The organism is Nocardia sp. CA-128927, assembly GCF_050955855.1.
In the GTDB taxonomy this organism is placed as follows: Bacteria; Actinomycetota; Actinomycetes; order Mycobacteriales; family Mycobacteriaceae; genus Nocardia.
Genome location: NZ_CP192087.1, coordinates 2,391,636 through 2,405,081 on the forward strand (window position 1 = coordinate 2,391,636; position 13,446 = coordinate 2,405,081).

The window sequence follows — 13,446 nt, forward strand, 5'->3', positions numbered from 1 at the left end:
GATCGGGTTCAATGCGCGAATTCGCCGAGTTCCTCGATGTACTCACGATATTCGGTGATGGCATGGTCGAGCAGTCTCGCGATGACGCGGTGCAACGCCGTGTTGTCGGCTGGACGCACCGTCAGGGTTCGAGTGCCGGTCTCCATGTAGCGGCCCTCCTCGAGGTCATACCATCGCAGGGTGCCGATCTTGCGTGCCGGTGCCGGGCCGTTATGCCGGGGGCCACGAAACACCGTGATCAGTCCGGCGCCGACAGCGTCGCCGGCGAGCAGCCGCTGATACCTCTCGCGAGGGGTCGACTCGTTGGTGTAGCGGATCATCGGCTGAGCCTCTGGCCTCAAGTCAGCGGCTTGGAACGTTTCCGCAGGCCGTTGACCTCGCCGGTGTTTGGGCAGCAACTTCGCCAGCACGGCGGGCAGCTTCTCGGCTGAGGTCACCGACACCTCGATCCGCGCGCGTTGAGTGAACTGGACAGCCAGTGCGGCATGTCGATGGTGGCGGGCAGCCGCCACCCGGACCGGACCCACCGCGTCGTAGAACCCATGGACTTCCACCCACGCCTCCGGATCGGTCAACACGGCGAATGCCCGCCGGAGTAGATCGGCTTCTTCCCACCCCAGACGCCCATGCTCGGACCAATCGTGGCGTACCCGAGTCCAATGTTCGTCACGTTCGTTGACGTGCGTGAACCGGCTCAGATAGTCCAGCGGGTACAGCATCCGATCATTGGCAGGGCCGAACCACAACGCCGCGAATTCCTCGTCATCGAAGGACCAGGTGGCCATCACGATCCGATGGTGGGCGGCACGTACTTGTTCTTACCGAGCAGCTCGACAGTGTTGGACTCATGGGTCAGATCGACCTTCCTGTCTTTCTTCTCCCGCTCCTCGTCCTTTCCGCGCGGTGCGCCGGGCGCCGTCATGCCCGGCGCACCGCCCGGTCTGGTCGCGGCACTACTTGCCGTGGTACCCGACGAGGCAGCGGCGGGTGTGAGTCCGGGCGGTGCGGTTGGCACCGCGGGGCGCGACACTCCTGGCCCCGCTGGAGTCCGGGTGCTCGACGGGACACCGCTGTTGGGCCCGACACCGGAACCGAGATTGGGTCGACCGCCGGGGTAGGCGGGACCGCGAGCCGGCGTGACACCGGGTGTGACCCCCGGAGTGATTGCGGGACTGGGCGTTTGGGCTGGAGCTGCCGGAACATTTGAAGATGTGTGTGGCGAATCCGGACGGCTGTTGTCTGAGGCGGGCTGGGTCGTGGTGGTCGGAGGCTCCCCCTCCGTTGCCGCAGCCTGCGTGTGGTCCGGTGAATTCTGTGCTGGCGCATCGGCACTCGGTGTGACGGGATCGCTGGGCTGCTCGGCTGTAGGTGCGCCGTCCTGGTTGGTCTCATTCGGTCCGGCCGGAGCCGCGGATGGAGTGGGGCCGGTCGCTGGCATCGGAGCTGGGCCATTGTTGATGGGCGAGACCGCCGGTGGATAGGTGGGCAATTTGGCGTCTTGGTCTATGAACCCAACGACGTAGCGTTCCTGCATGATTCGCCGGGCTTCGGCCTGCGCGGCATCGGCTTGCCGTGTCTGACGGTCGTATTCGACCGGGTCGGTCTTCTGGTCGGCGGTAACCTGGACCACCGGGGGAAGGAACGACTTCGTCATCACCGCAGTGGTCGCGGTGTTCACGACGACCGAAGCGGTCTGGTCGAACAGAGCGACGAGCTCTTCCGCGTTGCCGCCGTACCGACTCACAGCCGCAGATGCATTGTCGGCCGCAGCACCGGTCCACTTCCCGTCGACTGCGGAACGTACAGCGTGGACCAGGGCGGTGGTGGAATCACGCCACATCGCACGTGCCTGACCCCAGTTCGTCACCATGTCGTGGGTAGCGTTCTGGATCAGATCGAACGCGTCTTTGATCTGCTGGTGCGTCAGCGCGTCGACATTCTCCGGGTTGGTGATCGCAGGCGGGTCGTACTCGGTCATCGTCCACCCCCGTGTTCAGGTCTCTGCGCGAACTTCAATTCCTTGAAACGAGCAGCGAACTCGACGTCTGTCTCCTCGTATCGCTCGCGGATCGACTGGAACAGATCCTGAAGTTCGGTCGCGACCCGGTAGTGATCTTCGAGCGTGTCGTAGGCGTTGTTCGGACCGGTCATCGCTTTCTCCCGGAACCGGCGAACCAATGTTTGCGCCGAGGTCAGCAGGTCGGATCGCTCACCGACTCCCCACACCTCCTGCTCGTGGATACTGCGAATGAGGCGCTGGATGTCTCTGATCTGCGCCTTGCGCTCGGTGCAAGCCTTCTCCAAGGCGATGAACGCCGCTGGGTCCGCCTTCAGCGACAGGGCGCCGGTTTTGGCCTGCTCGATCAACGGCCCGAACACTGGGCTTGCGCCATCGTCGGTCATCTCGCCCCCTTCGCTGCGATATCCACCGCTACGTGGTTCGACGCATCAGTCGGTAGATTGGTTCCATCCATCGTGTCATCCGGCCCGGTGGTTCCTCAGGCGCCCGCAGGGATCGAGGCAACGACCTGCCCGGCGAGGTTCGTCAGCAACGCACAAGTGTCCATCTGGCCTGTTTTCTTGGCCGACTTCGGATTCGAGAGATCGAATTCGAGAGTGCCCGAAGCTAGTTCGATGTTGAGCACGCAACTGGTGGTCCCCAGGGATGGGAACAGCGTGTAGAAGGCTGCTCGTCGGCTACCGAAGTTTTGTTCGCGGTAGGTATCCGGATATTTTGCTTTGATCTGGTCCAGTGTCAGGTTCGTTGTCACGATCCGTACGTCGTAGCCATCGGCTTGGCGATCTTGGAATCCACAGCCTGTCCACGTTGTTTCCGCAGCCTTGCTGTTGTCCGGGCCTCGGTTTTCCAGGTTCTCGGCGGTGAGCACGCTCTGTGGAATGTCTTGGCACGGGTCGAATTTCGCGAGCGTCGACGCTGACGAGGAGGCGGGCGCTGAAGACTGCGGTGATCCGTCAGTGGTGTTGCTGCTACATCCGGTGACGGCCAGTAGCGCGATGGCGCACGAGCCGAGAGCGGCAAGGCCACCGTGTACTTTCCGGCCGGTCCGTACGACTGCCTCAAGTGCCGGTTCGTTCATAGCTCGCTCTCCCTCGAGGTGTCCGGTAGGGCGTGAACTCGATCGGTCTGTGTGGTGGCGGGCGGGCCCGAGGCGGTGGTCGGCGGCAGGGGCGTTGGGGCCGAAGTCGAAGTGGCCCTTACATTCTGAGGCAAGCGGCAGCCGACTCTCGCGTTGATGACTGCTTTGTCTTGAGAGCTCACACTGAAGGTGGTGCCGTCTTCGCCGAAGAATCGGACATCGTGATGGCCTGGCTTGTCCTGGACGACCTGAAAGCCAGTCGCTCCAGCGGCTGCGGCAATCGTGCGGGCCTGGTCCTGATACCGAGGCCATGCCTCGTCCGAAATCGGCCGGTCCGCGAGGTAGAACCGAAGGTATACCTGCTGACCATCTGTCTGGTCGAACGGTTTCTCGCACCCCAACGTGGACCGCTGGTCGTTCCACTGCCATCGGATACCCGCATCCAGCGAAGTCGCCGCTGCCGCGATCTGCTCGACGGCCTGCTCGAGCTGCTTTTCGGAGTCTTCCAATGACGGACGTGTCTTCAGAACTTCGGCCGCATGAGACGTGTCCGTCGCGGAACTCGGCTCACCGTAAGGCTTTTCGGTAAGACCGCATGCACTCGCGGCTATAGCAGCGGCAGCGACCAGAACGGCCACTCGCCAGCACGCGGGCTTTGCGGTGGTGGTCATCGGGCGGGCACCACATTGTTCGGGAGGCCCGCGATGATCGCGGCGACGTTGTAGCCGGTGATGCGGGGCTGGTTATTGCTTTGCTGAGGGTATTCGCTGTGGCCACTGGCACCGTCGAGCCATCGACCATCCGCGGTGAAGCCAGCATGGGTGTCGAGCTGGGTGAAGTTAGGGTTCTTGGCCGGGTCGGGACCGAAGTCCCCGTAGCCTGCGGCCTCACCCGCGTAAGCGATGCCTGGAATAGCAATGGGGAACGCGCCGGGTAGGGGTGTCTTGGCGATCGCGGGACCGTCTTGACTCCATTTGATCGGGTCGTCTTCCGCGCGCATCACATACCCATGTCCCGACTGCAGGCCGAGGTCGGCGGGGCTGTTGGCTTCGATGCCGGGCGAGCCGTACACGACCATGTCGGTGACCGGATGACCGCCGGGCTGCTGCAACGCCAGGCCCGTGGTCAGCGAGCCGTAGGAGTGTCCGACAGCGGTGATGTGGGGAGGCTTGTCACCGGAGTTGGCGGCCTCTAGGCCGTTTTAGAACCGCGACAAGTCGACCGCACCAGCACGCGCCACGTCATCGCGTGCTACTTCGTTGCCGCCCACGAGACTGTTGGGGTCGGGCCAGCCCGGTATTTGGGGCGCGTCGTATCCAATCCACGCGATCGTCGCGACGGATTCATCCTGGCGGCCCTCGACACCCTTGAGCTGTTGCTGCGCCTCTCTCCGCAGGTTGGTAGCTTCATCGGCCATCCCGTTGACCGAGTCACGCACAGTGGTGTTGAGACCGGGCGCGGTAACAGAGATGTGATCGGCCTTATCGGGGTCGCCCACAGCAATAGCGGCTCGTCCCTGCTTGCCGGAGTACATGTCGAGAAGCATGAGTTTGCGGTCGTCATGATTTGTGACGGCCTTGTCGACGGCGTTGAGATCATTGAGCCGGTTGGTGATCTCTTGGTAGTCCTTGGGGTCCGCGCCCGCGGCCTGAGCGGTCGTGATGGCCTGCTCGAGGGTGGCACGGATTTGGGGGATCTGGTTGCGGTTGGCTTGGTCGCGGGCCGAGGCAGGGATGCCGTCTCGGTTGCCGATGTCGCCGGGGTGGGTAGTGATGAAGTCGCGTTGTTGCTCAGCGGTCAGCGAGTTCCACCAGTGCCGGTTCTCGTCGACGGAGGCGTCCTTGGCGGGTGGCTTCGGTGTCGGCTTGACCCAACGTGGTGGGCCGAAGTCCGGAGGTGTCGGTAGGTCTTTGAACGCTTCCTGGATCGCGGACTCGGCGCGAACGTCGGCGGTTCGGAGGTCGGCGAGGGCGTTCTTGAGCTCGTCGGTGCGGAGTTTGGCGTCGTTCTTGAGCAGCGACAGCATCTGGTTGGCTTTGGCGACGCCGACGCTAGCGACCAGGGTGGTCCACTGCTGCGGGGAGACGCTGACGGTGCCGTCCTCGGCGACGGTGTACTTGTTCGCTTCGGCGTCGCTGGCCTTGTTGACCACCACGAGCCGGTGTGAGGAGATGTTGCCTGCGGCGCCGCGGGCCGCGTCCGCACCGTTGGTCAGTGCGTCGATGACCTTGGTGGCGTCGTTGTTGACTTGTGTGAACCGGGCGCGCATGGCGTCGCCGCCTTCGCCGATCCAGTAGTCGTGTGATCCATCCACCGCCGACACCGAGGTGGTCATTTGGGTGTGAAGGTCTTGGGCGGCCAGCTGCCATTCGAGGGCTTGCTGGTCGAACGCATTGGGTTTCCAGTTCTTGACCTGAGAAACCGTGAGAGCCGTCAAGGGTGTTGGGTCTGGGCTCACCGGACGCCTTCCGCGATTGCCTCCACCTGGTCGGCGAAGCCTTGGTCGATGCCGGTGTAGGCGCTCAGCGCCGCGGTGGTGTTGACACCCATCTCGTACAAAGCCTGCGAGACCAGATGCGCCGCGTGGTGTGCGACGTCGGCAGCGGGCTCGCACATCGCCGCTGCGACTGATCCGGCCATGTCGGCTTGTACCTGCTGATGTGTGCCCTGAACCTGGACCGCACCGACATCGCTGGCCGCATCGGCCAGCTCGTTTGCCAATGCGCGTACCCGGCTCGGGTCCAGATCGAGTTTGTCGTTGACCCCCATGAACGGCACCCCCTCGCTGCCCCTGCCCCAACAGGAACGCTGGGGATATCCTGTTCGAGCGGCATACGCCGCGTCCTGGCGATTCTGCCATATTCTGGTCATCCGAACAGGGGAGGATGTCGATGACGGCGAACATGAACACAGTCGAGATGCTCACCTTCGCACTCAGCGAGCGACGGAGCGTGGCCTCGGATCCGACCCGCTCGGTCACTATCGAAGTCACCGCCGACGGTGCGATCCACTCGATCCGACTTTCCGACGCCGGCCGTCGGATCTGCGCCGAGCAACTCGTCGAGATGATCAAGCAGCTTCACGCCACCGCGACAGCCGAAGCCCAACAGGCAGTCAAGGACATCGTCGTGGGATTCGATGACGATGGCCCCGGTCGCCCGCAGGTAGCAATGGCGGACGAACGAACAGATTTCGCGGAGAGATCGCCCGCAGTTGAGACAAGCCAGGAACGAGAGGTCCGGTCAGCTGAGAAAGCTGTCGCATCCGCCACCTTCTCGCCAACCCCGATACGTCCGCCGATGGTTGCCTCCGCGCCGCTGGACGCGGCGACTACCCCGACGGGTATATCCGGGCGACCAGCCGATGTCATCAGCTACGACGACGAAGACGAGGATGAGTACTACCGCAATTTCAGCATTACCCAACAGGACGACTATCGCCCCCGATCGAGCCGCCCAGATAACCGGTAAGCGGGAGATGGTGCGAGCTACCTGAAAGCCAGATGCCCCGCCCCTCCGACGGCGATGAACAGGACCCGCCCGCGATAGCCGAGTGGATCGGACGCGGTCGATGACGCGCTGTCCCGGCGGGGATTGGTGTGGCGGACGCCTCCGCGATCCGCTGGGTCCTGGCGAAGTTCATCGGCGACGAGTTCACCGCATCGAACTCGCAATGTCGAGGGAGGCTACCTGGCTATTTGCTGTCGGGTTGCGCGATCGAGTGATCCGTCTTACATTGGATGTGCGCCCTCTTCTTGAGGGTTTCCCGGTGATCGCTGGCAGCGGATCCGGATGTAGCGCCACAAGGGCACGAACAGCGCGGTGAACGCGTGGTTGTGCTGTGGCTTCCCGACACATGAGGTGATCGGCGCTGTTGCGTCGAGGCCGCTGGTCGGTGCGCGTTCGCCTTGATCCTGTTCGAGCGTCGGGTGCCGTGAACGGCGTTGATCGCCTGCGGTTTTCGCGGTTGCCGACGGGGTCACTGTGGAAGTGGGTCCGCCGATGCGGAAGTTCAGTCGCGATCAATGCCGTTGTCGTCGAGTCGTTATTGCCGGTGAGTTGCCGCTGGCCGTCGCCGTAATGTGCGGCGGTCTCGCGGCCGCCGAATCCGGGCAGTTTGGCGTCACGTCTGATCCATCGGGTGCGACAAGTCCCGTCTCACACCAGGTCCTGCTGTGCAGGCGGGCGGCGACTGTCCTGCGACGCCGATGGTCGCGGGAGGCACCGTCCGCGGGTCGGGGACAGGCGGCACCGAGTCGGGGCTCGGCGCTGTGATGGCGTTCGAGACCGCCTACTACGTGACGCGGTCCGGGATCGCCGCACGAGCGGTGACTACCGCTGATGCGAATGTTCCTGCGGCAGAGACTATCCAAGCTGGCATCGACACGATCCCGGCGGGCACCCGGTTCTGCGTCGTTGTCGACCCGGCGGGACCGAACTTGTGGCAGGTCGACCTCACCGAGACCCGCCCGGGTCGTGCACCGGTGGTCTACCGGCAGACCGTGACCAGCACCGTTGTGGACGGTCGGGTCCTGATCACGGGGATCACGTCGCGATGAGCACCGCATTCGAACGCGACGAGTCGGCTTTCCCTCAGCAGGTCGCTCCCGCAGTGCTCGTCGTCGGTGCTGGTGGCGGCGCAGGCGCGACCACGACCGCGTTGGGACTGGCGGCGGCCATTGGTGCCACCACGGATTGGGATGCGGTCGCCGTCGATGCGACCACATGCGGCGGCGATCTCGGCGTGCGCGGAGCAGACGAGTTGACGCGGCCGATGTCGCTGCAATCGTGGCTGACCGAAATCGCCGACGGCGCAACGTCGATCACGCGCGAACTGCTGCAGTCGTCAAGCATCGGTGCGGGATTGCTATGGCGAGAAGACACAGCGTTGCCCGCACGAGCCACCATCGGCACGATCGCGCGACTACTGCGGATCTCGGGGTATCTGGGCATCTACGACGGCGGCGGGCACGTGTCGGCGGGGCGGCTGCTGCCGCTGATCTGCGACGGCCACACCAGCCTGATCGTCGCGACTCCGGCCCGACGCGGCACCGCGAACCGGTTGTTCGCGAGTCTGAAATGGCTGGACCACAACCTCGGCGGCGACGTCGTCGCCGACACCACAGTTGTTGTGACGCACCAGGATCAGCGAACGGGCTCACTTGCCGACGAGATCCGCCGAAGCCTGAGCGGCTGGGTGTGTGACGTGTTCGAGGTGCCCTACGACCCGCATCTCGCGGGCGGGGTCGCGATCAGCGTCGAGCAGCTGCATTCCTCAACCACCGCGGCCTACGCCGATATCGTGATGGGAGTCGGCCTGTGAAGCGACCGATCGTCAACCCCGCAATCTGGATCGCGGCAGTCGCCGCGACCGCAATGCTCGCCGGCACGACGCCCGCTGTGGCCGCACCTGCCCCGGCATACCCGAGTGGATCGGGATGCCCCTCGGTGGCGGGGATCTTTGTGCCCGGCACGTGGGAAACCAACCCGGAAGCCGACCCCGCACGCCCGATCGGGCTGCTCGCTCCAGTCGGCACCGGACTAGCCGACCGGTTCGGTGACCGGTTCCTGGCCCGATTCCCCGGCTACAGCGCCTCGGCGTGGGACCGCGGGATGAGCTACGGCGCCAGTGAGACCACCGGCGTCACGGCCGCGACCGCGGAGATCACCGAGATCGCCCGACGCTGCAGCGCAGCGAAGTTCGTGCTGGCCGGTTACAGCCAGGGCGCTGACGTCATCGGCGACCTCGCCGCGAGCATCGGCTGCGGCAAAGGAGCGATCTCGTCGGACCGTGTGATCGCGGTGGGCTTGATCGCCGACCCGCATCAAGGCACGGCAGGCGGCAAAGTCGTCGGCCCCGCACTGGATGGGCACGGTATCGCCGGACCGCGCCCTGACGGGTTCTGCCAGCTGTCGGCCGTGACCGCGCAGATATGCGATCCACGGGACAAATACTGCAACACCAACGCCGCGACCAACCCGATCCTGGCCGGCCTGGGCCGCATCCTCACCGGCGGAAGCGACGAACCCGCCGCGTCTGGACCCGACGGTGCGCCACCCGCGGGCAACAACCCGACAGGCAGCGCCGACCAGGTGGGTGCGCCCGGTGCCGATGCGGTGCAGCTGCAGGCACTGAATCAGTCGCTGATATCCGATTTCGGGCGAGGCGATCTGCCGAAGTTGGCTGCCGATGTCAATACCGTTGTGTCACAGGCCTTGTCCGGAAGAATCGACTCGGACGCGGTTACGGTGGTGCAGGACACGCTGCGGTCTCTGTCTGATCTGCTGGGCTGGACAGGCAGCAATCCATCGGCGACCGAACGGCTGGCACACGCACCGGCCGACTCGCCCGAACACCAGGCGAGCCAGGTGCTGGCCGCCGCGAAGAACAGCGACCTCGGCACGGCCCTGGATTCGTTGGCCGCGATCGCCGCACAAGCCGGCCAAGCAGGCGGTGGCCCTGCGCCGGATGTCGCTGGTGCGGCGAACGCATTGGCGTCCTCGACGGCGCCGCTGACCGTGATGCCTGCGGACACCTTGTCGCAGGCCACGTCTGTGCTGTCGATCCTGAAACCGTCGACGGTGTTCGAGCAAGTGGTCAACGTCGCGACCAACACCCTCGACTTCGCCACCAACATCCCGAAGATCCTGGACACCCTGCGCCAGATCGCGACCATCGTCGCGGACGGCGGCATCGAGCTGCCCGCGAAAGTCCGTGGCCTGCACGAGCAGTTCGGCACCTTGAACAAGCTGTGCGACCCACTGGTGAAAATGGCCGCCGGAGTCGACCTGCATACGGTGTCGAAGCTGCTGGCCATGATCCCCGACCCGCAGGGCGTCGCCCAGATCGCGTCGGTGATCGTCGGCATCTTGGGGAACCTGGACGTCGTCAAGCTCGCGTTGCAGGTCGGCGGGCTCCAAGATCAACTGTGGGGCCTCGCCGAAGCGATCACCGGCGGCGGCAACCTCGTCGATATCGGCGCCCGGCTCGTCGGCCTGATCCCGACGCTGCTCGGGTTCGCCACGACCGCGGTGAACACACTGACCGCAGCCGCCAAGACCCCCACCACCGCGCTCGAAACTCCGAAGCCGGTTGCACCGACAGCCTCGATGGGCGGCGCGTCGAGCCTGGCGAGCCTGGCCGAGTCATTGGTCAACAGCTCATCGCAAGGCGCGGCTGACCTCGGGCAGCTGGTCGGCGACGGCGTCTCGGCGGCATCGTTCTTCGCCTCGGGCGCACATCAGGGGTACGACCGATTCGTCGTCGATGAGTCCGGGCGCACCGCTGTCACGTGGCTGACGGACTGGTTCGCCGGGCGTATCCGGCAGGTCGGAGCCGTGTGATGAGCGCGGACATGACCGTGACCTCCGGCGGCAAAGCGATCATGATCATCGGGCTGGCCGCCATGGCGGTCGTCATGCTGATCATCGTCTCCGGTCGATCCCGGCATACCGACCCCAACTGTCTTCCCGACATGCCCCGGGGCGGGACCTCTCGTGGGACCACTCGCGTCGTGATGCCGATGGCGCCAGGCACTTTCGTCCAGAGTTCGCCGTACGGACCCCGGGAAGGAGAGTTCCATCGCGGACAGGATTTCGCTGCCGCGGCAGGCACGCCGATCTACTCGGCCACCGACGGAACGGTGGTGGCGGCCGGGCCTGCCGACGGGTTCGGGAACTGGATCGTCATCGACACCACCGACGGCGATGGCCGGATCGTGTCGACGGTCTACGGGCACATGTCCGCCGCGGGGGTGCTCGTCCACACAGGCGATACCGTGCGCGCGGGCCAACACATCGCCGATGTCGGCAGCGAAGGCGAATCGTCCGGGCCGCACCTGCATTTCGAAGTTGTGCCCGGGGGACGGCTATCCGGCGGCACACAGACCGATCCGATGCAGTGGCTCACCGCCCGCGGCGCGGGCGGGACCGCGACGGACGCCGCCGTCCTGGTCGCGAACCGCAGCGGGTTGATCGGGCGATCCGGTTACGGCAGCGGGTGCGGCCCTTCGCCGGGCGCCGCGCGACTGAAAGCAGGCTCGGTGCCGAAGGCGTTCGAGCCGTGGATCGCCCGCGCCGCCGCACTGTGCCCCGAGGTGACCGCGCCGTTGCTCGCCGCCCAGCTGCAACAGGAGTCCGGGTTCAACGTCGACGCGCACAGCCCGGCAGGCGCGGTCGGACCCGCTCAGTTCATGCCCGGGACGTGGGACGCGCACGGGGTCGACGGCGACGGCGACGGCCGTAAAGATCCCCGCAGCATCCCCGACGCGGTCATCAGCCAGGGCCGCTACGACTGCGACCTGGCCGGCACCGCGAAACGCGGACTGGCAGAAGGCACATTGCGCGGCGACCTCACCGAACTGTGGCTGTCGATGTACAACTGCGGCGCCGACGAGACCCTGCGTCAGGGGCAGGTCTGCCAGAACGGCGAGACCCGCAACTACGTGCGCGCCATCCCGGCCGCCGCGCGTGCGTTCACAAGCAGTGAATCGGTCAGTTCCTCGGTCGGCGCGGCGATTGTCGCCGAGGCGATGCGCTGGCGCGGACACCCCTACGTGTGGGGCGGCGGCGGGCCGGACGGACCGACCGCAGCCCAAGGCGGAGCGCCCGGATTCGACTGCTCCGGGCTCACCAGCCGCGCGGTGGCCGTCGCCACCGGAGGCCGGATCATCCTGCCGCGTACCAGCCAGGAACAAGTCGCCGACCCGCGCGGGACTCCCGTGCCGGAATCGGCGATCCAACCAGGAGACCTGGTCTTCCCCGCCGGGCCTGCGCCGGGCCACGTCGCCGTCTACGTGGGCGAAGGGACCGTCGTGCACGCCCCGCAAACAGGCGACGTCATCAAGACCGCCCCCATGAGCGTTGTCGGCTCGAACCCGTCAGTCAGGAGATTCGGATGAGCACCGAACACCAGCAGCAACCTCAGCCGGACGCCATTCCGGCGGACACCGAACAGGAGTACTTCCAGGGCGGCACAACGGAATACGACGCCGAGGCGATCGTAGACTTGCGCCGCCAGCGCCTGCGTCCAAGCCTGGCATCGGGCGGGCCGTCGGAGCCCGACAGCGCCGTCGCCGATCCCGACGACGGGATCGGCGACCCGGAGGAGTCGATCCCGGACCCGTACGGGGTCGGGCAACACAACTTGCGGCCCGACACCATTCCCGGAGACGATGGACACCCGGCTCGTCCGGTCGTGCTCAAACAGGCCGACGGCGTAGACACCGACCCGGCCGAATGGGGCTGGCGCGGCCGGGTCAACGTGTTCGGGGCCCGGCTACGTCCGCCTCGCGACGGCAGCGAGGTCGCCTACCGGCGCGCGGTCGAACGGATCCGGCAACCACTGCCGGGCACCCCGGTGATACTGGTTGCCAATCCCAAAGGCGGCACCGGAGTCACCCCGGCGACGATCGTGCTGTCCAACATCTTCGGCGTGCACCGCGGCGGCAGCGTGGTGGCCTGGGACGCCAACGAATCCCGCGGCACCCTCGCCGCGCGCGCCGCGGTGACCACAGACACCGAGCCAACCGTGATCGACGTGCTGGCCAACGCGCGCGCGTTGTGCTCCCCGGCCGCCGACGCCTCGAGCCTGGCGCGGTATCTGCGACTGCAACCCACTCTCGACGAAGTCCTGGCCTCGGATCACTCCGGCCGCCTCGAGGCGATCGGGCGCAACGAGTGCGCGGCGATCATGGCGGTGCTGAGACGGCACCGGTCCATGGTGGTGATCGACAGCGGCGACAACGACCGAGCAGAACCGTTCTCCTGGTCGGTCGACAACGCCACCCAACTGGTCGTGCCCCTGGTGTGCCGCCGCGACGCCGCCTATATGGCGCTGACAATGCTCGACACGATCGCTGCGCACGGCCGCCGGGACCTGGTGTCCGGAGCGGTGGTCACCCTGGCCGCGCAGGCCGGGACCGAACCGGCCGCGCGCGAGGCGATCGTCGGCGCGCTCGAACACGCAGGCATCACCCGAATCGTGGATGTGCCGCACGACCCAGTGCTGGCTGGAGGCCAGCGCATCGTGTGGTCGCGGCTAACGGCCCCGTCAGCACGCGCGTGGACACAGGTGGCCGCGTCGGTCGCCGACGGACTCGCCGAAGCGTTGACACGCATGTCGGCACCGCTGGAAGCGGCCTACCTGCCCGATAGCTACCGCACCCCAAGCAGCCGCGCCCCGCAGCATTGCCGCCACTGCACCCCCGGCGACACGCACACTGCCGCGCGGTGCGGATCGGGCTGTCCGAGCGCGACCGTCGCGGTCCCCCACCACGGCCGGCCCTACGGCCAACGGCGGTGAACGCCATGACAACCCGACCGCACCCATCGTCACCCAGAGAGGCCAC

At 66.2% G+C, this 13,446-nt stretch carries 12 protein-coding genes and 1 pseudogene; 6 read left to right on the forward strand and 7 right to left on the reverse strand.

Going from position 1 to position 13,446, the window contains the following annotated elements; translation table 11 throughout:
- Positions 1–8: 8 nt before the first annotated feature.
- From ACQPW1_RS11360 to ACQPW1_RS11390, 7 genes and pseudogenes are all read right to left on the reverse strand, one after another.
- The gene (locus ACQPW1_RS11360; RefSeq protein ID WP_433665208.1) at positions 9–785 is read right to left on the reverse strand and encodes an ESX secretion-associated protein EspG; all 777 of its coding nucleotides are present in this window, start codon (positions 783–785) and stop codon (positions 9–11) included.
- Positions 785–1,978 carry a hypothetical protein gene (locus tag ACQPW1_RS11365; RefSeq protein ID WP_433662683.1) on the reverse strand — a complete coding sequence of 398 codons (1,194 nt, stop codon included), beginning with the start codon at positions 1,976–1,978 and terminating at the stop codon, positions 785–787. Before ACQPW1_RS11365 ends, ACQPW1_RS11360 begins: the two co-directional genes overlap by 1 nt.
- The gene (locus ACQPW1_RS11370; RefSeq protein ID WP_433662684.1) at positions 1,975–2,403 is read right to left on the reverse strand and encodes a hypothetical protein; all 429 of its coding nucleotides are present in this window, start codon (positions 2,401–2,403) and stop codon (positions 1,975–1,977) included. Before ACQPW1_RS11370 ends, ACQPW1_RS11365 begins: the two co-directional genes overlap by 4 nt.
- A 95-nt stretch (positions 2,404–2,498) precedes the next feature.
- Entirely contained in the window at positions 2,499–3,098 is a 600-nt protein-coding gene (locus ACQPW1_RS11375; protein WP_433662685.1) for a DUF3558 domain-containing protein, read from the reverse strand.
- Positions 3,095–3,769, reverse strand: a complete 675-nt coding sequence (locus tag ACQPW1_RS11380; protein WP_433662686.1) for an LppA family lipoprotein — start codon at positions 3,767–3,769, stop codon at positions 3,095–3,097. Before ACQPW1_RS11380 ends, ACQPW1_RS11375 begins: the two co-directional genes overlap by 4 nt.
- A pseudogene (locus ACQPW1_RS11385) lies at positions 3,766–5,433 on the reverse strand (alpha/beta hydrolase). The gene ACQPW1_RS11380 and the pseudogene ACQPW1_RS11385 overlap by 4 nt, the downstream one beginning before the upstream one ends.
- A 119-nt stretch (positions 5,434–5,552) precedes the next feature.
- Positions 5,553–5,867 carry a hypothetical protein gene (locus ACQPW1_RS11390; protein ID WP_433662687.1) on the reverse strand — a complete coding sequence of 105 codons (315 nt, stop codon included), beginning with the start codon at positions 5,865–5,867 and terminating at the stop codon, positions 5,553–5,555.
- A gap of 116 nt (positions 5,868–5,983) precedes the next feature.
- Here ACQPW1_RS11390 and ACQPW1_RS11395 point away from each other — a divergent pair, with 116 nt between their 5' ends.
- The 6 genes from ACQPW1_RS11395 (at position 5,984) to ACQPW1_RS11420 (ending at position 13,400) form a co-directional block, all read left to right on the forward strand.
- A complete protein-coding gene (locus tag ACQPW1_RS11395) occupies positions 5,984–6,568 on the forward strand; it encodes a hypothetical protein (RefSeq protein WP_433662688.1) in 585 nt (194 codons plus the stop codon).
- Positions 6,569–7,371: 803 nt separating this feature from the next.
- Positions 7,372–7,656, forward strand: a complete 285-nt coding sequence (locus tag ACQPW1_RS11400) for a hypothetical protein (RefSeq protein WP_433662689.1) — start codon at positions 7,372–7,374, stop codon at positions 7,654–7,656.
- Positions 7,653–8,420, forward strand: a complete 768-nt coding sequence (locus ACQPW1_RS11405) for a MinD/ParA family ATP-binding protein (RefSeq protein WP_433662690.1) — start codon at positions 7,653–7,655, stop codon at positions 8,418–8,420. Before ACQPW1_RS11400 ends, ACQPW1_RS11405 begins: the two co-directional genes overlap by 4 nt.
- Positions 8,417–10,441, forward strand: coding sequence for a cutinase family protein (locus ACQPW1_RS11410; RefSeq protein ID WP_433662691.1), 2,025 nt, complete (start codon positions 8,417–8,419; stop codon positions 10,439–10,441). Before ACQPW1_RS11405 ends, ACQPW1_RS11410 begins: the two co-directional genes overlap by 4 nt.
- Positions 10,441–11,997 (forward strand): peptidoglycan DD-metalloendopeptidase family protein, encoded by a 1,557-nt coding sequence (locus ACQPW1_RS11415; protein ID WP_433662692.1) that lies wholly within the window; start codon positions 10,441–10,443, stop codon positions 11,995–11,997. The genes ACQPW1_RS11410 and ACQPW1_RS11415 overlap by 1 nt, the downstream gene beginning before the upstream one ends.
- Positions 11,994–13,400, forward strand: a complete 1,407-nt coding sequence (locus ACQPW1_RS11420; RefSeq protein ID WP_433662693.1) for a MinD/ParA family ATP-binding protein — start codon at positions 11,994–11,996, stop codon at positions 13,398–13,400. The genes ACQPW1_RS11415 and ACQPW1_RS11420 overlap by 4 nt, the downstream gene beginning before the upstream one ends.
- The last annotated feature ends 46 nt before the right edge of the window (positions 13,401–13,446 follow it).